24 protein-coding genes are annotated in these 22,372 nt (G+C 68.9%); 12 read left to right on the top strand and 12 right to left on the bottom strand.

Annotation, left to right across the window (positions count from 1 at the left end):
- The first annotated feature begins 24 nt into the window (after window positions 1-24).
- A complete protein-coding gene (locus V6U89_RS24615; RefSeq protein ID WP_334573940.1) occupies window positions 25-453 on the top strand; it encodes a TetR/AcrR family transcriptional regulator in 429 nt (142 codons plus the stop codon).
- Window positions 454-613: 160 nt separating this feature from the next.
- Here V6U89_RS24615 and V6U89_RS24610 read toward each other — a convergent pair whose 3' ends face one another.
- Together V6U89_RS24610 and V6U89_RS24605 are read right to left on the bottom strand one after the other, a co-directional pair.
- Window positions 614-1,129 (bottom strand): hypothetical protein, encoded by a 516-nt coding sequence (locus V6U89_RS24610; RefSeq protein ID WP_334573938.1) that lies wholly within the window; start codon window positions 1,127-1,129, stop codon window positions 614-616.
- A gap of 8 nt (window positions 1,130-1,137) precedes the next feature.
- Entirely contained in the window at window positions 1,138-1,566 is a 429-nt protein-coding gene (locus V6U89_RS24605; RefSeq protein WP_334573936.1) for a PPOX class F420-dependent oxidoreductase, read from the bottom strand.
- A 275-nt stretch (window positions 1,567-1,841) separates the two neighbouring features.
- Between V6U89_RS24605 and V6U89_RS24600 the strand changes: the two genes are divergently transcribed.
- From V6U89_RS24600 to V6U89_RS24590, 3 genes are read left to right on the top strand one after another with little or no spacing between them, the layout of a single operon-like run.
- Window positions 1,842-2,432: a DinB family protein gene (locus tag V6U89_RS24600; protein ID WP_334573934.1), complete on the top strand. Its 591-nt coding sequence runs from the start codon at window positions 1,842-1,844 to the stop codon at window positions 2,430-2,432.
- A gap of 53 nt (window positions 2,433-2,485) precedes the next feature.
- The gene (locus tag V6U89_RS24595) at window positions 2,486-2,773 is read left to right on the top strand and encodes a YciI family protein (protein ID WP_334573932.1); all 288 of its coding nucleotides are present in this window, start codon (window positions 2,486-2,488) and stop codon (window positions 2,771-2,773) included.
- Window positions 2,774-2,827: 54 nt separating this feature from the next.
- The gene (locus V6U89_RS24590) at window positions 2,828-3,016 is read left to right on the top strand and encodes a hypothetical protein (protein ID WP_334573930.1); all 189 of its coding nucleotides are present in this window, start codon (window positions 2,828-2,830) and stop codon (window positions 3,014-3,016) included.
- Here V6U89_RS24590 and V6U89_RS24585 read toward each other — a convergent pair.
- On the bottom strand, window positions 3,013-3,987 hold the full coding sequence (locus V6U89_RS24585; RefSeq protein WP_334573928.1) for a GlxA family transcriptional regulator: 975 nt from the start codon (window positions 3,985-3,987) through the stop codon (window positions 3,013-3,015). The two genes, V6U89_RS24590 and V6U89_RS24585, sit on opposite strands and share 4 nt — an antisense overlap.
- Window positions 3,988-4,423: 436 nt before the next feature.
- Here V6U89_RS24585 and V6U89_RS24580 point away from each other — a divergent pair, with 436 nt between their 5' ends.
- Both V6U89_RS24580 and V6U89_RS24575 read left to right on the top strand, forming a co-directional pair.
- Window positions 4,424-5,113: an HD domain-containing protein gene (locus V6U89_RS24580; RefSeq protein ID WP_334573926.1), complete on the top strand. Its 690-nt coding sequence runs from the start codon at window positions 4,424-4,426 to the stop codon at window positions 5,111-5,113.
- A gap of 115 nt (window positions 5,114-5,228) precedes the next feature.
- Window positions 5,229-6,167 (top strand): NADP-dependent oxidoreductase, encoded by a 939-nt coding sequence (locus tag V6U89_RS24575; protein WP_334573923.1) that lies wholly within the window; start codon window positions 5,229-5,231, stop codon window positions 6,165-6,167.
- Between the two features lie 62 nt (window positions 6,168-6,229).
- Here V6U89_RS24575 and V6U89_RS24570 read toward each other — a convergent pair whose 3' ends face one another.
- Window positions 6,230-6,712 carry an SUKH-4 family immunity protein gene (locus V6U89_RS24570; protein WP_334573921.1) on the bottom strand — a complete coding sequence of 161 codons (483 nt, stop codon included), beginning with the start codon at window positions 6,710-6,712 and terminating at the stop codon, window positions 6,230-6,232.
- Between the two features lie 207 nt (window positions 6,713-6,919).
- Between V6U89_RS24570 and V6U89_RS24565 the strand changes: the two genes are divergently transcribed.
- From V6U89_RS24565 to V6U89_RS24550, 4 genes are all read left to right on the top strand, one after another.
- Window positions 6,920-7,516, top strand: coding sequence for a DUF4184 family protein (locus V6U89_RS24565; protein WP_334573919.1), 597 nt, complete (start codon window positions 6,920-6,922; stop codon window positions 7,514-7,516).
- Between the two features lie 495 nt (window positions 7,517-8,011).
- Window positions 8,012-8,392 carry a YciI family protein gene (locus V6U89_RS24560; RefSeq protein WP_334573916.1) on the top strand — a complete coding sequence of 127 codons (381 nt, stop codon included), beginning with the start codon at window positions 8,012-8,014 and terminating at the stop codon, window positions 8,390-8,392.
- Between the two features lie 5 nt (window positions 8,393-8,397).
- Complete coding sequence (locus V6U89_RS24555; RefSeq protein ID WP_334573913.1) at window positions 8,398-8,784, top strand: YciI family protein; 387 nt, start codon at window positions 8,398-8,400, stop codon at window positions 8,782-8,784.
- Window positions 8,781-10,025 (top strand): RNA polymerase sigma factor, encoded by a 1,245-nt coding sequence (locus tag V6U89_RS24550; RefSeq protein ID WP_334573911.1) that lies wholly within the window; start codon window positions 8,781-8,783, stop codon window positions 10,023-10,025. Before V6U89_RS24555 ends, V6U89_RS24550 begins: the two co-directional genes overlap by 4 nt.
- Window positions 10,026-10,077: 52 nt before the next feature.
- Here the strand turns inward: V6U89_RS24550 and V6U89_RS24545 are convergent, their stop codons facing one another.
- Window positions 10,078-10,203: a mycothiol transferase gene (locus V6U89_RS24545; protein ID WP_442933978.1), complete on the bottom strand. Its 126-nt coding sequence runs from the start codon at window positions 10,201-10,203 to the stop codon at window positions 10,078-10,080.
- 121 nt (window positions 10,204-10,324) lie between these two features.
- Window positions 10,325-11,338: a hypothetical protein gene (locus tag V6U89_RS24540; RefSeq protein ID WP_334573908.1), complete on the bottom strand. Its 1,014-nt coding sequence runs from the start codon at window positions 11,336-11,338 to the stop codon at window positions 10,325-10,327.
- A 332-nt stretch (window positions 11,339-11,670) separates the two neighbouring features.
- Between V6U89_RS24540 and V6U89_RS24535 the strand changes: the two genes are divergently transcribed.
- Window positions 11,671-12,057 (top strand): DUF1877 family protein, encoded by a 387-nt coding sequence (locus V6U89_RS24535; protein ID WP_334573906.1) that lies wholly within the window; start codon window positions 11,671-11,673, stop codon window positions 12,055-12,057.
- Window positions 12,058-12,721: 664 nt separating this feature from the next.
- Here the strand turns inward: V6U89_RS24535 and V6U89_RS24530 are convergent.
- The 5 genes from V6U89_RS24530 to V6U89_RS24510 form a co-directional block, all read right to left on the bottom strand.
- Entirely contained in the window at window positions 12,722-13,672 is a 951-nt protein-coding gene (locus V6U89_RS24530) for an alpha/beta fold hydrolase (protein ID WP_334573904.1), read from the bottom strand.
- A gap of 2 nt (window positions 13,673-13,674) precedes the next feature.
- Window positions 13,675-14,880 (bottom strand): cytochrome P450, encoded by a 1,206-nt coding sequence (locus V6U89_RS24525; protein WP_334573902.1) that lies wholly within the window; start codon window positions 14,878-14,880, stop codon window positions 13,675-13,677.
- Between the two features lie 300 nt (window positions 14,881-15,180).
- Window positions 15,181-16,986 (bottom strand): choline/carnitine O-acyltransferase, encoded by a 1,806-nt coding sequence (locus tag V6U89_RS24520; RefSeq protein WP_334573900.1) that lies wholly within the window; start codon window positions 16,984-16,986, stop codon window positions 15,181-15,183.
- Between the two features lie 22 nt (window positions 16,987-17,008).
- On the bottom strand, window positions 17,009-17,860 hold the full coding sequence (locus V6U89_RS24515) for a hypothetical protein (RefSeq protein ID WP_334573898.1): 852 nt from the start codon (window positions 17,858-17,860) through the stop codon (window positions 17,009-17,011).
- 21 nt (window positions 17,861-17,881) lie between these two features.
- On the bottom strand, window positions 17,882-18,724 hold the full coding sequence (locus V6U89_RS24510; RefSeq protein WP_334573896.1) for a HalD/BesD family halogenase: 843 nt from the start codon (window positions 18,722-18,724) through the stop codon (window positions 17,882-17,884).
- A 780-nt stretch (window positions 18,725-19,504) separates the two neighbouring features.
- Between V6U89_RS24510 and V6U89_RS24505 the strand changes: the two genes are divergently transcribed.
- A complete protein-coding gene (locus V6U89_RS24505) occupies window positions 19,505-21,358 on the top strand; it encodes a glycoside hydrolase family 15 protein (RefSeq protein WP_334573894.1) in 1,854 nt (617 codons plus the stop codon).
- A gap of 91 nt (window positions 21,359-21,449) precedes the next feature.
- Here the strand turns inward: V6U89_RS24505 and V6U89_RS24500 are convergent, their stop codons facing one another.
- Window positions 21,450-22,295: an alpha/beta fold hydrolase gene (locus V6U89_RS24500; RefSeq protein ID WP_334573892.1), complete on the bottom strand. Its 846-nt coding sequence runs from the start codon at window positions 22,293-22,295 to the stop codon at window positions 21,450-21,452.
- Window positions 22,296-22,372: the final 77 nt, after the last annotated feature.

Below are 22,372 nucleotides of genomic sequence, written 5' to 3'. Positions count from 1 at the left end.
CGGTACGAGGGGTACGCTGGAGCGATGGCGACCACCCGGCGATCAGCGCCCCGCGACCAGCTCCTCGCAACCGCGAGCCGCCTGTTCTACAACGACGGCATCAACAGCGTCGGGGTGGACCGCGTCCTGCAGGAGGCCGGAGTCACCCGCGCCACGCTCTACCGCCACGACGCCTACCGGCACCACACGCGCGGCTGCCCGTTCATCAAGGCGGCCGGCGAGTTCCCCGACCCCGGGAGCCCGGTACACCAGGTGATCAGCAAGCACCGTGCCTGGTTCCACGCCGAGTTGCGGCGCCTGCTCACCGAGGCCGGCCGCGACGACGTCGACGCCAAGGCCGAGACCCTCGCCATGCTGCGTGACGCCCTCATGGTCGGCTGCTTCCTCGACGACCCCGACGTCACCCGCCGCGCGTTCGTCCGCAATGCGCGCTGGGTGGCCGGCCTGCGCTGAGCGGAAGCTCCCTTGCCCGGACCGGGGGCGCCGCTCCACAGGCCGCCCGCGGCTCCGGTCGTCCCGCACGTACCGAAGATCCGGAGACCGGGCGGGCGCGCCGAGGCGGCCCGCCCGGTGAGACGGATTCAGGCCGTCTGACCGACTCGATCGACGATGGTCAGGGCAAGCACGGCCGACGATCCCGCCGAGCCGCCCACGCCGAGAAAGGTGTAGGTCTCGGGGTGGAAGACGAGCACGATTTCACCTGGGCCTTGCCGGCGGCATTGGCGTCACCGGGTTCGCCCTGGCGATGCTCGATCAGAAAGGTCCGCATGGCGTCGGCATCGGTGGGAAGGTAGGCGCAGTAGGCCGGTGCCGGGGTGCACCGCTCGGTCCTGCCCGGAACCACCTCGTCCCCCTTGAACACCGCCGCCCGTCCGTTCCGGCAGCCGGGGACGATGCTTTCCGTGCGTCCGGTGGCAGAGGTCTCGATCACCAGACCGTCTCGGGTTCCGTCCACCGACATCCAGCTCTCCCGTATCCCCGGACCCTCCTGGCTGCGTGAGTAGACGAACTGGTCGGGCCAGGGATCGACGTCGGGCACTCGCAGCGCGGCGGTTGCCGCGTTCCGGAGACCTGCTGTCGTCACGTGCCGGCCGTAGGCGGCACGTCGGTGCTTCTTCGCTGCTTCCATGCGGACGCTCAGTCTGCGATGCCGGTGTGCCCGACGACCTTCTCCACGCTCAGGCGCACCAGCAGCTCGCCCGGCACGGCGTTGCGCGCCCCGTATGCCTCGGCCAGGTCCGGCCCCATGTAGCGCTCGGCAATCCTGGTCGCCCACCGCCGCATCTCGGGCAGGTCCTCAGTGATCGTCGCGCGGCCACGCAGCGTCACGAACGCGTACGGCGGTTTCTCGTCGTCGACGCACAGCACGGCCCTGCCGTCGCGGGCGAGGTTGCGGCCCTTCACCGAGGTCTTGCCGGTGTTGAACAGCACGTCGTCGCCGTCGAGTACGAACCACACCGGGACGACGTGCGGCGAGCCGTCGGCCCGTGTCGTCGCGAGCTTGCCGGTGCGGGTGCCGTACGAGACGAACTGCTGCCACTCCCCGTCGATCATCGACTTCGCCATGCGGCCATTATGGTGCCGTCCGGCGTCGCAACCCTCGCGGCTGCTGCTGCCCTACGCTCGCTTACCAGCTCTGCGCACCTCGTCCAGCGGCGTCCATCCGCGTCCGTGATCTCGGACCACTCTCCGCATCCGGCCCCTGCCGGCTGTCCTCGTCTCCGTCCGGTCCTGTCACTGCTGCTGTCCAACGCGCGTATTGGGAAGGCCAGGCTCGCCCGTCGGGGCCTGCCGGCGGCCCCAGCCCGGCGCTGATCGGCGCATGAGGAAGACTGGCGGGCATGGCTGACTTGGGCGATGCGAAGGCTGCGCTGCACCACTACCTCCAGTCGACTCGCGAAGACCTGATCTGGAAGCTCGACGGACTGAGCGAACGCGAAGCCAGGCTCCCCCGCACCGCGACCGGCAACAACCTGCTGGGAGTCCTCAAGCATTGCCTCAATGTCGAAGCCGGCTACTTCGGGCCTACCTTTGGGCGGGATTTCCCGACGCCTGAGGAACTGGTCCCCATGCAGGCGTTCGAGGAGGACCCGCAGGCAGACTGGTACGCGCGGGAGGACGAGACGAAGGATGGGCTGATTGATCTGTATCGCCGTGTCGGGGTGTTCGCGGATCAGACGATCGAACAACTAGCGCTCGACGCGCCGGGGCGAGTGTCGTGGTGGCGGCCAGGGGCACAGGTCGTGACGCTGCAAAGGATCATCGTCCACGTGACCTGCGACCTCGCTCGTCACGCCGGTCACGCCGACATCATGCGCGAGCAGCACGACACGGCGATCGGCCTGCGGCGGGAGAACACCAACATCCCTCACGACCATGACTGGCCGGCGTACGTCACCAAGCTGACGAAGCTGGCTGACCGCTTCGGGTAGCCGCCCGGGCCCGTCCTGACGGGGACAGGCCATCGTCAGCATACGATGCCGGCATGTTCGTGGTGATACTGAGCTACCTCGCCGATCTCGCCCAGATCGACGATGCGCTTCAAGACCACGTCGCATGGCTGGACCAGCAGTATGCGGACGGGGCGTTCATCGCATCCGGTCGTCGGGTTCCCCGTGTCGGTGGCGTGATTCTGGCTCGTGACCTTTCACGGGAAGAACTTGAGCGCAGGCTCGCCTCCGATCCGTTCCGCCAGCGGGGCCTTGCCGAGTATGCGGTGACAGAGTTCGTTCCCTCGCGCACCGCCAAGAGCTTCGAACACCTCCTGCCCTAGCCATTCCGCCGACGGCTGGTTCACATATCCCCTCGAGACCGCACAGGACGGGAGGTGAAGCAGTGGCAGTCCGGGGGGCCGTGGGTGTCGCTGGGCACCTACCGGTTCACGTCGGGCAGCGGCGGCAGCGTGATGATCCGCACTGACGGCACCGACGGGCGGCGGAGCCGCCGGTACGGCGCCGGGACCTGCCACTACCAGCGACGGCACCGACTCCCTCAACTGCGACTGGAGCAGTACTAACCCGCGTTGGCGCGGCGGGCCGTGCTGAACCGGCGTTGGTAGGCGGCGGGGCTGATCGACAGTTTCCTGGCGAAAACCCGTCGCATGCTTTCGTAGCTGGGGAACCCGGCGAGGGTCGCGGCCTGCGTCGCGGTGTGTCCTTGGTCGAGCAGTGCCCTGGCCATGTCGAATCGGATGTTTTCCACGTAGCGGGCCGGCGTCGTGGACAGCTCGTCGTGGAAAAGCCGGGTGAGGTGCCGAGTGCTCACGTTGAGGTGTTGCGCGAGTTCACCGAGCGAGTAGTCCCCGCGGGGGTTCGCCGTCACCAGGTCGGTGATTTTGCGGAGAGCCGGCGAGCGGGGCGGCGGTCCTTGCAGCGGTGCCGAGAACTGGGACTGGCCGCCCGCACGCTGCATGTACACCACCAAGGCGCGTGCGACGTCGCGCGCCACGTCGGGCCCGTGGTCCTCTTCGACGAGAGCGAGCGCCAGATCGATACCGGCCGTCACCCCTGCCGACGTGTACGTGGTGCCATCGCGAACATAGATCGCGTCGGGCTCGACGCGGCACGTCGGATACCGGGCGGCAAGCTCGTGCGCGACCTGCCAGTGCGTGGTCGCGCGCTTGCCGTCGAGGACGCCGGCGGCGGCGAGGACGAACGCCCCGGTGCAGATCGACGCGACCCGGCCGGCCACCGCCGCCGGTATCCGTACGGCGTCCGCCAGGTCGGCGGGGACACGGGCGCGCGGATAGCGGTCGGACCCGCTCACCAGTAACGTGTCGAAGGCCGGCTCCGAGGAGACGGCGCCGTCGACCGCGATCCGGACGCCGAGGTTCGACGTGACGTCCGCACCGGTCGGTGACAGCAGCACGATCCGGTAGTCGGCACCGAACCGGTTCGCCTCCTTGAACACCTCCGCGGGACCGGCGACGTCCAGCAACGTCACTCCGTCGTAGACGAAGATCGCGACCCGATGGGGGCCAGCGTTCACCACTCCCCCTTCCGGGCCGGATCCGCGCGGTGGTTGGCCGGACCCGGCGGCACTGACCGCCGTTGGGTCGGCGAAACAGGAGGCATGGACACCGTTTATTGGTAGCACGCCATTACCGGAGATGACGGGGATCCTCGTGGGCGAGGTTGCTCACGTTAACGACTAAATGAACTCACCATGCTCTTCGGCTGATTACGTGCACAGCTTGGTTTGTTCTGCGAAACGCCGGAGCCGTTGCAATGGGTGGTTCACGAAATCCTCGTGCCGCAACCGGAACGGGCCGTGCCGGACGATGCGAAGTCGCCAGCCACGCGCTGGACCGGGCTGGGGACGTGGTGCCCCGCGTGGTGGAGCACACGACTGCGATCTCGCCTGTCCGGATATAAGTGATTCCTGGCCGAACGAAGGCGGCGCGGTACGGCGATCGGTGGGCAGCATGGAGATCGCGAAAAACGTTCCGCGCACATTTCCGGGAAGGTCAGAGATCATGCCAGAGGTCATCGCGGGGTTGGAGATTCCTGAGACAGCGGCGGTCGCCGAAGCGACCAGGCACATCCAGGAGACGACCAGCCCCCTCATCTACCACCACTCCCGACGCGTATTCCTCTTCAGCCTGATTCACGCTCACAAGCTTGGCGTGAACCCGGACTCCGAACTGCTCTATCTGGCGGCCATGTTCCACGACACCGGCCTCCTGACTCCGTTTTCCGACGTCGAGCAGCGCTTCGAAGTCGATGGCGCCGACCACGCGCGCAAGTTCCTCCTGGACCGGGGTTTCTCGACCGCCGCCGCCGAGACCGTCTGGACGGCGATCGCGCTGCACACCACGCCGGGCATCCCCGACCGGATGGCCCCGGAAATCGCGACCACGTACCTCGGTGTCCTGACCGACGTGCTCGGCTTCGGCATGGACGGACTCGAACACGATCAGCTCAACGACATCCTCGCCGTCCATCCACGAGGCGACTTCAAGAACGAGTTTCTGCGCGCCTACGTCGACGGGCTGAAGAACCGTCCCGAAACGACGAACGGCACCGTGAACTCCGACGTGCTCGAACACTTCATCCCCGGCTTCCAGCGCGTGACGACGGTCGAGCGCATCGTCGGTTCGCCCTGGCCCAGCTGATTGGACGCAGGCTGACCAGCGCACCGACGAGGGCGGCCGAGGGCGGCACCACGCGCGGGACCTCGCTGAGCCCCCACAACCCCACACCGACGAGCTTTCTAGAAGGGATTCGAGCATGCGAGCGATCACCGTGCGAGACCGTGACGCGGGTGTCAGCGGGCTCACCCTGACCGACATGCCTTACCCCCACGCTGCGGAAAACGACGTCATCGTGCGCGTGCACGCCGCAGGCTTCACCCCCGGCGAGCTCGACTGGCCGGCAACGTGGTCCGATCGCGCTGGTCGCGACCGGACACCCAGCATCCCCGGGCATGAGCTGTCGGGAGTTGTGGTCGAACTCGGCTACGGAACCACCGGCCTCACCGTGGGCCAGCGGGTGTTCGGACTGACCGACTGGGCCCGCAACGGATCCCTGGCCGAATACGCCGCGGTGGAGGCTCGCAATCTCGCCCCCCTCGCGGCCGACATCGACCACACCGTGGCCGCCGCGCTGCCCATTTCCGGACTGACCGCATGGCAGGGACTGTTCGACCACGCCCACCTCACGACCGGCCAGACCGTCCTCATTCACGGCGCTGCGGGCGGCGTCGGCTCGCTCGCCGTTCAACTCGCGCGGGAGGTGGGCGCCCGCGTGATCGGCACCGGCCGAGCCGACGACCGCGATGTCGCGCTCGGCCTCGGCGCGCAGACCTTCCTCGACCTGGACGCCGACGATTTGCAGCAGGTCGGCGAGGTGGACGTGGTGTTCGACGTCATCGGCGGCGACATCCTCGGGCGATCGACCGAACTGGTACGCCCGGGCGGCACCCTCGTCAGCATCGCCATGCCATCTGCGCTGCAGCCCAGGGACGGGCGAGCCATCTTCTTCGTCGTCGAACCTGATCGCGCCCGGCTGACCGACCTCGCCCAGCGCCTCCGGACCGGACGACTCAACCCCGTCGTCGGCGCCGTGCGACCGCTTTCCGAAACGGCCTCCGCGTTCGCCCGCCAACGCCGCACGCCCGGCAAGACGATCATCCAGGTCGCGGACGAACAAGGAACGCAGCACTCGTGATCAGTGTGCGAATGCCAGCGGCGTGCTGATCGTCGGCACGGGAGCAGATCCCTGTGGGCTGTCTATGCCATCGCCTCCATCTCCTCAATGATCCCGGCCCACCAGGTACCTTCCCTGGTCGCCGGCTCGTCCGCTTGGGCGAGCTCTCGGCTGACGGCCTCAGCCTGCTCTCGATAACGTGGCCCGTCCTCCACCTCGGCGAGCAGAGCCATGCTGTGCATCCGCCGCAGGAAGATGATGAACCGCTCGATGCTGGTGTTCATGAACGTGACTTCAGGCTGACCGCCCTCCACCGCAACGACCGACCACACCGATCCGTCGCCAAGGTCGACTTGAACCTCGCAGACGCCGTGCCACGCTCGGCCGATCCCGAGGCGTCCGGGAAACTCCCTCGACCGGCCGACCCGCTCGGTCGGGTATGCCTCGAAGAAGATGTCCGCCTCGCGTGGCAACTCCATGTCGAGCAGCCCTGCGGCCCCGACCGGAACGTTTTCTCCGAAGATCCGACGCAGGTCGGTACTCGAGTAGTGGACCACGTCTGGCATGCCCTGCAGACCTCCAGTCCCAGCCTGGGCCTCGCGTCAGCGGTGCAACAGATGCAGTAGACACCGCTACATGATGGCCTCCTTGCCCGTCCGCGCCCTGCCCGACTGGGTCTTGGATGGGTTACGGGGAGCCCTGGCCGGTCCTGCAGTCTCCGATGGCCTCTGTCTCGCGACACGGTATGCGGCCCCAAGTGGGATGGTGCGCCGATGCCGCCGGCCTTCCCGTCGCACCTGAATGTGGTACTTCCGCTCAAGCTTCGGCGCCCCCGCTGGTTCGACGGTGTCGCGCTGACGACCGGGGCGGTCGCGCCCGACGTCCGGTACGCGTTCCTCGGAGTCGGACTGGAGTGGCAGAGCCAGACTCTCACCGCGCTGGTGTGGTGGTGTCTGCCGGTGGCGCTGCTCGGCGCGTGGCTCGTCCGCGCCACCGTCGCGACCCTCGCCGCTCACCTACCCCACCTCGGCCCGCTGGCGTTGCGCGAATACGGGGTGCTTGCCACAGTTCGCCATCCGTGGCAGATCACCGTCGGATCTGCGCTGCTCGGCGCGGCCAGTCACATCGGCTGGGATCACCTGACCCATACCGTGGCGTGGCTGCGCGTCGTGTTCGGCATCGAGTGGGACCAAGTCAGCGAGATCGCCTGGTGGACGGTGTCCGACATTCCCAGCAGCATCGTCGGCGCGCTGGTCACGCTCGGCGTCGCCGTCGTGGTCGGCCGCCGCCGGCTGCTGCGCGCGTGGCACGGCAATCCACCGCCAGTCCGCACCCGCTCGGTGGTGTTCTGGTCCGTCGCGGCGCAATGAACACCAGAACCACCCCCGCCGGGACACAGACGCGAGCACCTGGGCGCCGTTCGGAAGTGCACCCTCGTCGCCAAGCGCCTTACCGCCGTCACGATGAACGCTGCCCGATCGCCACAGCGGTACGCTGCTCCGCCACAGGACGGCGGAAAATCGGCCGTTGCCGCGGCCGACCACCCACGGACGCTGACGCCTTCGGATACGTCGAAGTGCCGTATCTGAGGCGAGCGGCGAACATCCGCGACACTCGGACCTGCTCGACCTCCTGACCTGCTCGCGGTTCGCCCGGGGAGGCAGGCGGGCGAGTGTGCGTGTCGAAGAACGGAGGTCGATTCTTTCCTCAATCACTACGCCGGGGCTGCCTTGAAAAGGAGTTTCCGGGATGGTGTCGTATCAAGGCGCAGCCGTCCGTGGAACCAGTGTGCGGCAGCCAGCCGGGCCGCCGGACACGAGGAGTCGGGAAAGGCTCTCTCGTCCGGGGACTGAGAGGAGACCACCATGACGGAGTACCTGATCACCTTCAACGATGAATGGGTGCCCCACCACACGGCGGAGGAGGTGCGCGAGAAGGCCACGGCCGGCCGGGCCGTGATCGAGGAGATGCGGGTCGACGGTGTCCTGATCTTCAGCAACGGTGGGCTCGACCGGTCCACCGCGGTGTGCAGTGTCGAGCCGGTCGACGGCAAGCCGGTCTTCACCGACGGCCCGTACGTCGAGACCAAGGAGCACCTCGGCGGCTTCGCCGTCGTGGACGTGCCCGACGACGCGGCGGCGCGATACTGGGCCGGCAGGCTCGCGACCGCGCTCGACTGGCCGCAGGAGGTGCACCGGTTCCGAGGTCCTGGAGAGGCCCGACGTAACGGCTCTGGGGGCAGGTGAGCGCGGTGCCCAGGTATCTGCTGTCCGCCTACGGACCGGCCGGGCGCACCGAGTTCGGCACCTACCCCTCCCAGCAGGCCATGCTTCGCACGGTTGCCGACACCGGCGCCTTCAACGAGAGGCTCCAGCGGGACGGGCACCTCGTCTTCGCCGACGGTCTGGAGCCCGCAACGACCGCCACCACCGTCGACGGGCAGGGCGAGAAGCCGGCCTTCACCGACGGGCCCTACGTGGAGACGAAGGAGCACCTCGGCGGCTTCTGGATCATCGAGGCGGCCGACCTCGACGTGGCCCTGGCGCTTGCCGCCGAAGGGTCGAGAGCGTGCCGCGGCACGGTCGAGGTGCGTCCCTTCCAAACCAAGGAACCCGTCCGAGCCCTGCAGGAGCCGTGACCGTTCCTACCGTCGAGCAGGCGATCACCCGTGTCCACCACGAGGAGTGGGCGCGGGTGGTCGCCGGCCTCGCGCGCCGTTTCGGCGACCTCGACGTCGCCGAGGAAGCGACGGCCGAAGCGTTCGTGGCGGCTGCGGAGCGGTGGCCACGTGACGGCGTACCCCCCAATCCCGGCGGTTGGCTCGCGACCACCGCGACCCGCAAGGCGATCGACCGGCTCCGTCGCGAGTCGCAGCGCGACGCCAAGCACCAGGAGGCCCGGATCGTGTACGACGACACCCCTCCTGAGCCGATCGGCCCGGTCGAGGACGACCGGCTCAGACTGGTCTTCACCTGCTGCCACCCGGCGCTCGCGCTGGAGGCCCGGGTGGCGCTCACCCTGCGCCTGCTCGGCGGCCTCACGGTCGCCGAGATCGCCCGCGCCTTTCTGGTGCAGGAGACCACGATGGCGCGACGGATCACCCGCGCCAAAGCAAAGATCAAGGCGGCACACATTCCCTACCGGGTGCCCTGGGACGACGACATCCGTGAGCGGCTCGCCGGCGTGCTCGCGGTCGTCTACCTCGTCTTCAACGAGGGCTATCTCGCCAGCGAGGGGGACGACCCGGTGCGCGTCGACCTCACCGACGAGGCGATCCGCCTCGGCCGCCTGCTCCGAACTCTCCTCCCCGACGACGGCGAGGTAGCCGGCCTGCTTGCCCTGATGCTCCTCACCGACGCGCGCCGGCCGGCGCGCGTGTCCCGCACCGGGGAGCTGGTGACCCTCGACGAGCAGGACCGCGGCGCATGGGACCGCACCCTCATCGCCGAGGGCAACGCCTTGGTCCGTGAGCGGATCCAGGCGGTGGCGACCGGCGGTGACCCGCCCGGGCGCTACCAGCTGCAGGCCGCGATCAACGCGGTCCACACGAATGCCCCATCCGCCCGAGACACCGACTGGTCCACCATCGTCGCCCTCTACGGCCGCCTGGTGCAGCTCGACCCCTCGCCGATCGTGCGGCTCAACCGGGCGGTCGCGGTCGCCGAAGTCGACGGCCCCGGAGTCGGACTCGCCGAGATCGACCGGCTCGCCGAGGTCCTCGACGGCTACCACGCCTTCCACGCCGCGCGCGCCGACCTGCTGCGGCGACTCGGGCGCAGCGGCGAGTCGCGGGCGGCGTACGACCGGGCCATCGGTCTCGCCGGCAACCCCGCGGAGCGGGCCTACCTCACCCGCCGCCGCGACCAGCTCGCCGGCTGACCGACACGTGGAGCCAGCCCGTTCCAGCACCGTTCGCGGCAGTTGAGGACGTTCAGCCGGTGAAGTCTTCGGGCGCGCCTTCACCCACGCGACCATCCACTGCCTCGCGGAGGATGTCCGCGTGGCCCGTGTGTCGTGCGTACTCCTCAACCATGTCCAGGAGCATGGCGCGGACCACAGGCGTGCGGCCGTCCGGTCAGGTGAAGGACGCCGGCCCGTCGAGCCCGCGAACACGTCCGAACTTCCAGTCCTGATTTCTGAGCCCTGCCCCAAGAATGAAAAGTGTCGGGGCCTGCGCGCTATCCGTCCGCAGGAAGCAGCTGCGCGCCTGGCGCCGGCGGGGGCACTTCCGCGTCGATCGTCAGGAACAGATTCCGGGTCGCGGGGTCATCCCCGACCCCAACCGCGGCGATCGGTACCTCGGCGACACCGTCCATCAGCCGCGCCGGTTCCCCGTCTCGGATCTCACCATCGAGGCGGCCCAGTAGCCGCAGACCCACACCGTCCGCCCGGGCCCCGACCACCTCGAACCGCCATCGCGGCACCGTTCGGCCCGCCGCGCGCGGCCGATACTCCCGGCTACCCGATCGACTTCGAAAGAACCGGGCGCCGAACGCCAGGTCGACCTCCCGCAACTCGTTCAGCGACGTGTCCTGCATGTGCCGCAGCGCGTGCCGGGCCAGACACATCCGTACGCCGTGCCGGATCACCCACATTCCAGCGCCCCGCCCCTCCGCCGGATCCACGAGATCACTAACGAGCGTGTCGACGTTGCTCGTCGCACCCACGGACCGCAATGCCGCCGCAACGACCGTACGGGCATCAGCCGGCACCACTCCATCGCCCGTGAACGGCAACGCCAGCAACAGGCGCTGCTCGCGGGTCAGCACGGGATCGGGCATGTCCGCCAGCGCCCACAGTTCCTCCCAGCACAACCCCGGCCCGTAGAACTCGCCCAACCCGGCAATCCGGACAGCCGACCCGCCGAGATCCGAAGTGACCAGCACGTCGAGCCCACCATCGTCGGGCATGTTGCGATTGACGATGCGTAACCACCGCCACCACTTCCCGTGCGCCGGTGTCAGCCGCACAGACAACACGGGCCACTGCGCCCGGTCCAGCAGCGTCCGCTCCATGTCGGAACGTGCGGACTCGGGTACGTCGAACGCCGCCGACGTGTCATATACCGCCCCGCCCATGTAGGCCAGGTACACCGGCCAGAACCCGGGCCGCTCAAGCAGCACGTTGCCGTCGACCAGCCGCGCGCCGTCCGGCAGCTCGTACCCTTGGATCGTCAATTCCCCGTCGAACATGGCCGCCATCCTGGCAGAGCGAGCCGCCGCGTAACCACAGCCCTTCTTACCGTCGCCCTGCGCAGCGGGGCTTCCTTGCCGACCTGTGTCGTCTGGTGCCGATCGTTGCTGTTGCTCTCGCGGCCTCCTGGCTGCCCTCTTACTTGACGCTGGCCTGTCGGCCTCGACCTGGTTTTCGTCGACTATGCGGTCGTGCCTGCGGTGCCTGGCGGCGAAGGTTCGCGTCGGTGGCGCCAGGTAGTTTGCCGAGAGTGAGTATGTGGGTCTACTTTCAAGGGCTTGAATCCTCCGAGCTGCCCGGGAACCCGGCGGGTTTTGAGTCCCTATTCGATGTGGAGTTCGACGAACTGCGCCGACGGGTCCGGGCAGGTGACGCAGTATGGCTGGAGAGCGGCTTCTTCCAGCTGGACGAGCTCTACTTGCTCCAGTCGCAGCTAACCGGCGACCGGGCGCTCCCCGTCTTCGGAGGCCGGCACATACCGGACCCCGGCGGCGGTCCGGGCCACGCGGCGCTCGAGCCGCCGGACGTGGCGCGCACGGCGGCGTACCTGGAGAGAGTTTCGTTCCCGGACCGGTGGCAGGAGTGGCGGCAGCTGCCCTCGTCCGAGTTGGATGAGGAGCTGCGGGAGCGCCTGGCTCAGTACCACGAGGACCTTCGGGCCTTCTACGCCAGGTCCGCGGAGCGGGGCTGGGCGGTGGTCAAGCACTTCTCGTTCTGACCGCTCGGGATTCCCAGGTCGGCGGCCGGAACCGGCGTCCGCCGCCGCTCGTGGCCGTCGTCACCCAGTTTGTCACCCACCTACTCGGCACACGAACCATTCCGATCTCCGGCCAGGCGTTCGAGGAGGTACTGCGCTGCGCCATCTCCGGATCGCGCTCGCTGTCGTAGATCCTCCGACCGGCCTTTTTCGTAGAACAGCCGGTTCAGCCGCCTGCGCGCATGCGCGTCACGTTGGCCGAGAGCCGCCAGCTCGACGTGACGCCCGGCCCGAGCAAGCAGATCCATGTGCCACAGGTGTGCGTGATGCCGCTCGTGGTCGTTGCCGTAGCACTCCGCAACAGCACCGACCACCGCGATTGCTCGATCCCAGTCGCCTCGCTCTTCGGCGACGCGCGCAGTCTCAGACCAGTGAGGCACGGACATCATCGTAGGTAGCGTTTTACCCTCGGCTTGGGAATCAGAGTTGATCTACACCGCAAGTAGCCATGCTGGCTGGTGGATGAGCACGAAGCGTTCAGTTCCCGGCTGCCCGGGGTGCCGTTGTAGGCCGGTGTCGACCGCTGCACCGGGCACGTCGACCGCTCCCCTCTCGATGCCCGACTGCTCACCTCATCAACCGCTCACCGACGGGTGCGGCTTCGACGCGCCGGCTGCGTGGGTGCTTACTGCTGGAGTGACGAGATGACCTCGACGAGGACATCGGGCGCCTCCCAGTTGAGCAGGTGTCCGGCATCGGGCACGCTCACCAGCCGCGCTCCGGGCACGCCGGCGGCGAGCCGGCGTGAGTGGCTCGGGGGCGTCGAGCGGTCCGCCGAGCCCACCACGACGACGGTCGGTACGCTGATCTCGCTCAGCCGGGGGTAACGGTCCTCTCGGCTGAAGGCCCGCACGATCGGGATGAGCGGCTGGTGGCTCTGACGGACGAAGACGTCCCGGAACACGGAGATCATGGCTGGCGACGGCCGGGTGCCGCACTGCGCGGCCCCGAACAGCACACCACCGGCACGAGTGCGCGCGAGCCGCTGCAGAAGACCGGTTTCCAGCAGCGGAATCTGCAGCCGATTCTGTGGTGCCTGGTCGAGGATGCGGCCCGCCCAGGTAGCGAACAGCACCAGGCCGCGCAGGCGCCGGGCCAGCTCGGGGTGGTCGAGCACTGCACGGATCGCGATGAACCCGCCCATGGAGTGGCCGACCAGCACGCCGTCACGCACGTCGAAGTGGTCCAAAATGGCGGCGTAGTCCGCCGCCATGGGTTTCGAGCCGGTACCGGCGGAACCGAGCGTCGAGCGCTCGTGGCCGCGCTGGTCGAAGGCGATGACGCGGTGACCGCGGGCGACCAGGGCGTCCCACACCACGTTCCACTCCAGCAGCGAGGCCCCATATCCGTGGGCGAGCACCACCGGCGGGCCGTCCCCGGTCACGATCGCGCGCAGCACCGTTCCGTCCGGACGCGGGACGAGCACCTCCTCGCCCTGCGGCTCCCGTGCAAGCCGGTCATACGGCAAGGGGTCCGGGTTGCTTTCGATCCTGGCGACCGCCGCCCGTGCCGCCCAGATGGTCGCGGCACCGAGCAGCGCGACTGCCGAGCCGCCGGCGATCCAGGCGCGGTGCATGCTCAACCCCGCCCGAACCGGAGCGGCAGGCTCTCGGGTCCATGGATGGCGGTGGGCGGACGCCAGGTGACGGGGCCGGCTATCGACGGCGGCGCCAGTTGACTGCTGAGCGCAATCAGCGACTCGGCCATCTCGACGCGGGCGGTCGGTGCGCCGACGCAGTAGTGCGGTCCACCGCCGAAGGTCAGGTGCGGCACCTGCCGGTGGATCGTGATGTCGAAACGGTCACCGTCGTCGACGGCGAGCGGGTCCCGGCTGGCGGCGTGCGTGCCGAGCAGCAGGAAGGTGCCCGCTGGGACGTGGACACCGTGCAGGTCGAGGTCCTCGACGGGGAACCGGAAGATCGTCGGTACCGCCGGCGCCCATCGCATGACCTCCTCCACGGCCTGTGGCGCGAGCTCCGGGCGCTTCGCAAGCAGCCGCCACTGGTCGGGGTACTCACTGAACGTCGCCAGCGCCTGACCGAGCTGGTTACGGGTCGTGTCGTGCGCGGCGAACACGAGGGTGAGGGCGAGGTTGCGCAGTTCTTCAGTGCTGAGCCGGTCCCCGCTTTCCTCGGCGGCGATGAGCGCCGACAGGAGGTCGTCCCGGGGCTCGGCGCGGCGCTGCTCGATCAGTGAGTCGACGTACGCACGCAGCCCCACGACGGCCTCCTCCACCCGCGTACGCAGCTGCGGCAGGGTGAAGCTGTAGACCAGTCCGACATCGGTCGACCAGCGGCGGAACGACTCGTAATCGGTCGGTGGGACGCCGAGCAGCGCGCACATCACCCGCACCGGCATCGGGTCGGCGAAATCTGCCATGAACTCGCACTCGCCCCGCTCGGCGATCGCCGCGGTCAGACTCGTCGCGGTGTCACGCATGAACGGCCGCAGGCCCTCGATCATCCGTGGCGAGAACGCCTTGCTGACCAGTCGCCGCAGGCGCAGATGGTCGGCGCCGCGCTGGTGCAGGATCATCGGCACGAACCAGTCGTACAACGGTCCGTCGGAAATGCCCATCAGCTCCAGGTAGCGCTCGCCGCTCTGCGCCAGCCGCGGGTCGCGGAGCAGTTGGTGCATCTCGGCGTGGCGCAGCACGATGAGTCCCATCGGCGTCATGGCGCACCAGTTCGCCTCGCGTGCCGCGGCGACCGCGGGAGAGTCGAACCGAAAGTCCGGCGCGGTGATGTCGAGGAACGGAAGGTCCACGGCGGGGATCGTCGTCATCGTCACTCCTGACCGAATGATCTAGGTGCATGAATCGATGCCGTGGCCACGGTAGCCACACGACGGCCCTGCGCGACACCCCTTGTAGTCAACATCCCACGATGTGTCACCATCCGGTACCGGATCTCTCCCAGCTTGCGGCAGCAAGGCACCGTCCTGGGCAACGCAGTCACCTCGGCAGTAGCGGACGCCGTTGGTGTTCGGCCGCCATTCACCCAACGCTGACGCCGTCGGCTCCGCCGCCACGCCGACCACCAGGTCGCGGAGGTCGAGCGGCCGGCGGCGGACCGGCGACCCGGGCTACCGCTCGTCGAGCAGGTCGCGCAGCTCACGCAACGCTTCGCGGAGCCGGTCGGCAAACGTGTACATCATGCCGGCGACCGGGCGCGGGGTGCTGAGGTACAGGTTGAACCGGTCCGGCAGCAGCACGTACGCGATTCCGATGCAGCGACTGCTGGTGGCCCCGAACCCGAAGTAGCGGATGCTGGTCGACGGCGCCGAGCTGGTGCTCAGGTAGTCGTCGCGCATCTTGAGCCACCCCGGCGTCTCGTACAGCCGGGACGGCTCGGGCACGCCGAGCGCCGCCCCACGCCGCTTCTGGATCAGCTGCAGCTCCCACAGGTGCTGCTCCGGTGCGGCACCGGCCTGGCACTGCTTCGCCCGTTCGACATGCTTGTCGGCCGCGGCCCGGAACGCCGCCCGCCGCTCGTCGGGTGACGCGGCGGAGTCGTCCATCGTGGACACGAACCGCAGCACCTCGGGCGTGACGACGCGCATCGCCTCGGTCCGCCCCCGCCGGTACTGGCGGGTGGCGATGGACTCGTACGTGGCGCCGATGAAGCCCTTGGCCCGCTTGTGCGCGAGCTGGTATGCCATCTGCACGAACGCGTCCGGCGACATCCGCAGCCGCTTGACCTCGTCCACCCCGAACTCGTCGAAGGACAGGGTCACGGTGGCGGTGTCCGCGCCGTACTGGGCGAACGACCGTGCCGCGGCGGTGATGTCGGCCCGCAGCGCGTCGTCGAGCACGAACGTGACCGGCTCGATCACCGGCACCCCCTGCGCCGCCGCACCCGACTGCGCGGCGTGCTCCTCGGGCGACGCGGCCAGCATCGTGTCGACGAAGCTGAGGATGGTGGTGCCGTCCAGCCCGCAGTGCTCGACGTTGATGCCGGCCGTGCCGTCGGCGAACACGATGAGCGACACCGCCTTGTCGAACCACCGGTTGCCGCTGTCGCCGTGCAGCAACTGGTCGCAGGCCGCCAGGTCGTCGGTCGGCGTCAGGTCCTCCAGGCACACGCAGAACAGCGCCGTCTCGATGGTGTCCAGCGCCGCGGCGTTACCGGGATCCAGTGCCGCCAGCCGGTCCCTGGCCGCCGCCCACTCGGCCCGGGCCATCGTGGTGAGATGACCGGCCGCGGTGGCCGTCGCGGCCCGCGCGGCACCGGCCTTCTGCACCTCACGCAGGCCGGCCGCCAGGTCGTCGAGGGAGTACGGGCGCCCGTCCGGACCGACCACGTCCATCCGGTACGCGTTGCCGCGCTGGAACACCACGATGTGCCGCGCCGTCGACGGGCCCGGCATCTCGTCGCTGTACGGCGCTCGGACGGTGTCCTGCACCGGCCCCGGGATGCGGGTGGTCGAGAACAGGAACTTGTTCTGCTCCATCGACAACGGCTGCCCGCGCGTCACGATCGGCGGGATGCGCTCGTCGTCGAGCTGGGTCTTGTAGTTCACGGCGGCGGCGATGAGCCTCGCCGCGCGCTCCACCTGCGGCTCGGCGAGGCCGCGCAACGGCGTGTCGCGGAACAGGAAGATGAAGTTGGCGTTCAACGCGATCCGGTCCCGGCGACCGAGATAGCGCGCCGGCCAGAACGTGTCCAACCAGCTGTGCGTGGCCGGATCCGCGTTGTACCGCACCAGATCGGCGTGCAGCTTCGGCCCCGGACCGTCGGCCCGCCCGAACTCCTGCACCGCGGCCTCGGTGTCGGTGAACTCTTCCTCCGTCAGCAGCGGCGCAGACCACTCGAGGAACCGGGCGCAGGTGTCCTCCAGCGCGGGCAACGGCACCCGCGGCAGCGTGTCCTCGTTCTCGAACGTGCTCACTCGGTCTCCTGGAATTCGCTGCTCATCGGGCGGCCTTCTGGGTCAGTGACTGGTCAACGTCAAAGGTCAAGGGGTCGGGAGTGCCGATGGGCCGGGAAACGTAGAGCTCAGCGTACAACCAGCCATCGGTCTCCAGACCCTCCGAATCAACGCCGGCGGCGGACATCGTCTCCAGCACCTGCCGCTGTTCCCGATCGGACGCGAAACGGCGCTGCCGGAACGTCCGGTCCACCCGCACCGTGTCGTAACCGAGGGCGGCGAGGCTGTCGGCGATCGGTTCGTACGGGAACATCCGCAGCGCGAAATGCGCCATCCAGGGCAGCCGGTCCCGGCGGGACTCGACCACGCGCACGAGTGTCCGGCCGGTGACGTAGCCGAGGCATCCGGTGGAGATCACGATGTCGGTACCGGCGAACAGGGCGCGCTGCCGCGCCGTGGGCTCGCGCGCCTCCAGGTCGGCCTGCACGGCGTCGTCGAGGAACCCGGCCGCCGATGCGTACCCCAGCGCCGGCCGGGACACGTCCAGCCCCACGAACCGGGCCGGGGACCGGTGCGCCCGGACCAGCTCACGATCGCGCTCCAGCAGCGCTTGCCGGGTGCACTCGGCGCCGGCGTAGCGGTCGTACAGGTCGTCCATGGTGGCGTCGCAGCGCAGCAGCGCCGCGTTGACGCCGTAGGAGCAGCCGACGTCGACGACGGTCGGGACGTCCACCTGCCGCGATTGGCGGTACTGCCCGATGATCTGCTGAAAATAGGGCTTGGCGAGTTGGGGAATGTAATAGTCGAGCTTCCGCAGAGTGGTGAAATAGGCGCGGGGATCGGGTTGCGTGTAGATGCCGTCGAGGGAAACTTTTCCGGTCCGGTCGAAACGCACGGGGGCGGCTCCTCGCGATTACTAATCCAGCAACTGGTCGACTCGCACGGCATTGCGCTCGGCGTCGCGGTGCGCGGGCAGGACCCGGCCGAACAGCTGCCGCGTACGGGCGACGCTGCCCATCACGCCGGGGCGTTCGGAGTAGGCGAAGATCGCTGAGTGCCGGGCCGTGGCGCCGCGCACCGCGCTCACCCGGTGCAGCGCGTACCGGCCCTTGAACAGCTGGAGGTCACCGGGGCGCAGGGTCAGGGTCCGCACCGGCGAGCGGTCGGCGCCGGTGAGCACGGAACGGACGGCGTCGAAGTTCTCCGCGCCCGCCGACCGGATGTTCGGGCAGTACTCGAAGACGCCGCCCTCCTCCGGCTCCTGGGTCAGCATGCTGACGGTGAACTCGTTGGTGTCGAAGTGCCACGGGTGCTCCATGCCGGGCTGCACGACGTTGAGCACCAGGCCGGACAGCGGGTCGGCGAGCTCGTGCAGCTCCGGGAGTTCGAAGCAGGCGGCGACAAAGCGCACGAACGACGGGTCAATGTAGAGCCGGTGGATGACGCTGTCGGTGGGGATCCGGTCGCGCGGGACGAACGCGTTGCCGCGCTGCATCACGATGCGGCCCGGGTGCTCGGCCGGCAGGTCGTCGTCGAACGCGATGTTGTAGACGTTGGTCTCCTCAACGTCGTAGTACGCCAGCGGGGCGACCCCGGCGCCTTCTCGCCGCAGCGCCTCCCAGCTGCTCGACAGAATGAACTCCGGCAGCACGCTGCACCCGAGCTCGCGCAGTTCGGTGCGCGTTCGGGAAACGACGCGTTCCCATGCGTCGCTCCCCGGGTCGGCCAGTGGATAGCGCGCGGTGTCCACGATCTGCATTTGGACGGATCCCTTCTTCAATGTGGCGGCATGAAGAAATGCGAAATCCTAACAAGATTTACCGGCGTCTAGTCCTGTTGGTTACATTGTTCACAGCGCCGCGGCCGAAGCGCGGCTCACTGGACCAGCCCAACTACTGGTAGTCCGCCAGGGCCGGCCGACGGTCGCGGCGCGTCCGTCGTGCAGCCGAGGCGCTGCGGGCGGCGTCCGAACAGGCCGGAACGTCGTGCTGAGCACAGTCTTCCCGACCCGGGTCAGCTCACGGCGCAGAACGGGGTGCCGCAACCGCGACGGGTCCTCCGCAACGCTCGCCCAGGTGATGGCCCACTGCGGCGGCTCGCCCGCTCCGGCGGTAGAGCTTCATCGCGCGGGCGGTCCCGCCGATCCGCGCGATCCGGAGCCGTATTCGGCGTTGCACGGTCAGCGTCGGCCTGCTTCGGCCCGCGACTGGCGTCCTGCGTACCGAACTTGCTCGCCACCTGCCACAGGTAGCCTCCCGATCCTGAATCCCGCTTAGCGACGCCTCGTAACCCGGTGTCCGTCTGTTAAGGACAATCATCGAGGATGCCTGGGTGCAGATGATCACCGCGACGCGCTCGGAGTGGATCTCCCCCTTCACCGCCGACCGAGAGTGACACCCGTCGGCTGAACCGGCCCGGCACGACGCCCGGCACCCACGACCGGTCCGGCGGCCAGAGCCAGGTGCGCTGTCAGGCTTTGGACTGCGGTTCGAGGCGTGACGTGGCGGTGTCACTCCATTCCGCTCGGGTAGTCCGTTCCATGGGGTGCGGACGGATCGCGGAGCACGGCTTCCTGGCCGATGGTCGCAGCGCGGTGCTGGTGGACCGCGCCGGGTCGGTGAACTGGTGGTGCCCTGCACGCTTCGACGCTCCGTCAGTGTTCGCCCGCCTGCTTGACGATGAGGCCGGGCACTGGGTGATCCGTCCCGAGGGTAGGTTCAGCACGGAGCGTGCCTATCTGACCGATACGCTCGTGCTGCGTACCGTCTTCACCACCGGGACCGGCAGCGTGGCAGTGGTCGACGCGCTGGCCCTGGAACCGGGTGCGCGGGGCCATGAGGTTGGTCTGCGCTCGCCGAGGGTGCTGGCCCGGGTGGTGCGGGGGCTCTCCGGCGAGGTTCGACTACGGTTGCACTACCGGCCACGGTTCGAGTACGGCCGGATGGCCGCCCAGCTGGTGCGGCAGGACGACGCGCTGGTCGCCATAGCCGCGTCGGCCCGGCTGGATCTGCGCGCCACCATCCCGTTGGTCTGCGAGGCCGGGGAGGCGTCGGGGTCGTTCACGGTACGGGCCGGCGAGACGCGTGGCTTCACCGTGGGGTACGCACCGGCTTACGGTGCCGGCCCGCCGGCGATGCTCGACGCCGAACAGGTGATTGACAACGCCGTCGCGGGCTGGCGCTCCTTCATGGCTCTGCACGACTACCGTGGCCTCTACCGGGACCAGGTACTACGCAGCGCGCTGGTGGTGCAGGGCATGACCTACCGGCCCAGTGGTGCGATGGTGGCCGCCCCGACGATGTCCCTGCCCGAGGAGTTGGGCGGCGAGCGCAACTACGACTACCGCTACGGCTGGGTACGCGACTTCAGCTTCACGCTGGAGGCGCTGTGGCGCGTGGCCTGCACGGATGAGGTCAACCTGCAGATTGGGTGGTTGGCGCGGTCGATGGGCGTGAACGAGGGCATCGTGCCGATCATGTACGGCGTGGAGGGGGAACGGGACCTCACCGAACACCGCCTCGACCACCTCGCCGGCTACGCCGGCAGCCGCCCGGTATTGGTCGGCAACGACGCCTGGCAGCAGCGTCAGAGCGACGTGCCCGGTGAGGCGCTCGCCGCTGCCTGGCTGATGCGCGAGCACCTCGACCCGATGCCGCCGCACGTTCGCCAACTGCTGCGCGCGATGATCGAGCGGGCCGAGCAGGACTGGCACCTGCCGGACGCCGGGATGTGGGAGGCACGCGGCGACGCACGCCACTACGTGTCCTCGAAGGTGCAGTGCTGGACGGCGTTGGACCGAGCCGTCCGCTTCGGGTCCCGCCTCGGCTCCGAGGCGGACGTCGCCAGGTGGGCAGCGGCACGGGACGAGGTACGCCGAGCCGTCCTGACCCGGGGCTTCAGCGCCCGACTTGGGGCCTTCACCGCGGCGTTCGACACCGAGGAGCTGGATGCGTCGGTGCTGCTGATGCCGTTGGTCGGCTTCCTTCCCGCCGATGATCCGAGAATGCGTTCCACCATCCGGATGATCGAGGATCGGTTGTCTCACAACGGGCTGCTACGCCGCTGGGAGGGCGACCCCGCCGGCTTCGTGATCTGCTCCTTCTGGCTGGTCAGCTGCCTGGCGCTGGCCGGCGAGCGGGACCGGGCGGGGCAGCTTTTCGAGCGGCTCGCCGACCGGGTCAACGACCTGGGCCTGTTCGCCGAGCAGATCGACCCGTACAGCGGGGAAGCCCTGGGCAACTTCCCTCAGGCGTTCTCACACATCGGCCTCATCAACGCCGCGGGAGACCTCACCGACCTGGACGCCGGGCGCCACGACCTTCCGCCGGCACCAGACCGGCTCATCCCGTCCTTTCAGGAGAGCGGTCGGCCGGTGAACGACCAGCGACGGTGAACGGACGGGGCGGTCAGCCCAAAGGGTGTCTTTGGGCTGACCGCCGGCACCGGTCGCAGCGCCTGAGCTGAACCTGGCGTATGCCGCCGGGTCAGTCGGTGGCGTTGGCCGCTTCGACGATGAGCTTGGTCACCACGCCGGGCTGGCTGGCCATGACGCTGTGCGATGCGCCGCTCACCTCGACCACCTTTCGGGCGCCGGCCCGCTCGTACTCGAATCGCTCAAGCTCCGCCGGAATCGCCTTGTCGGCGGTGGCGACCAGACCCCAGGACGGGATGGTGTGCCACGCCGCCGCCTGCGTCGGATCGGCGAACGACTGGGCGCTGAACGGCCGCTGGGTCGCGGACATCACCGTGGTGGTCGACTCCGGCAGGTCGGCGGCGAAAACGGCGCGGAACTTGTCGGCCTGGATGTAGAGGTCCGTGCCGGTTGAGCCGTCCGGGTTGGGGAAGGGCACGTGGTTCAAGGCGGCCTGGATCTCGCTACCGGGGTACTTGCCGATCAACTCTCCGAGCGTCTCGCCCTTGTCGGGCACGAAGGCCGCGATGTAGACGAGGGCTTTGACGTCGGGGTCGTTGGCGGCCGCGTTGGTGATCACGGCCCCGCCGTAGGAGTGGCCGACCAGCACGATCGGCCCTTCGATGCTGTCCAGCACGCTGGCGAGGTACGCCGAGTCGGTGGCAAGGCCGCGCAGGGGGTTGGCCGGCGCCATGACCGGGTAGCCCTCATCCTGAAGCCGCTTCACCACCCCATTCCAACTGTTGGTGGCGTCGGCGAAGCCTCCGTGCACCAGCACGACCGTGGGCTTGTCCTTACCCCAGCCAAAGTGGTGCGTCGGCGCGGCGGAAGCCGTCGAGGCGAGTACACCTGCCACAGCGACGGCTGCACCGGCGGTTGCGATCCAGGCGGACGGCCGCAGGATACGGCGAAGGTTCATTGTCTATCTCTCTTTCGGGGTGGAGACACGAAGGGGCGCAGCGCTGCGCCCCGGCGGGTGAAAGCCGGCCGAGTTGA

It is taken from the genome of Micromonospora sp. CPCC 206171 (assembly GCF_036906755.1).
GTDB classification, from domain to species: domain Bacteria; phylum Actinomycetota; class Actinomycetes; order Mycobacteriales; family Micromonosporaceae; genus Micromonospora; species Micromonospora purpureochromogenes.
The sequence above is the reverse complement of the archived record's forward strand: the minus strand, read 5'-3'. Positions and strand labels throughout refer to the sequence as shown.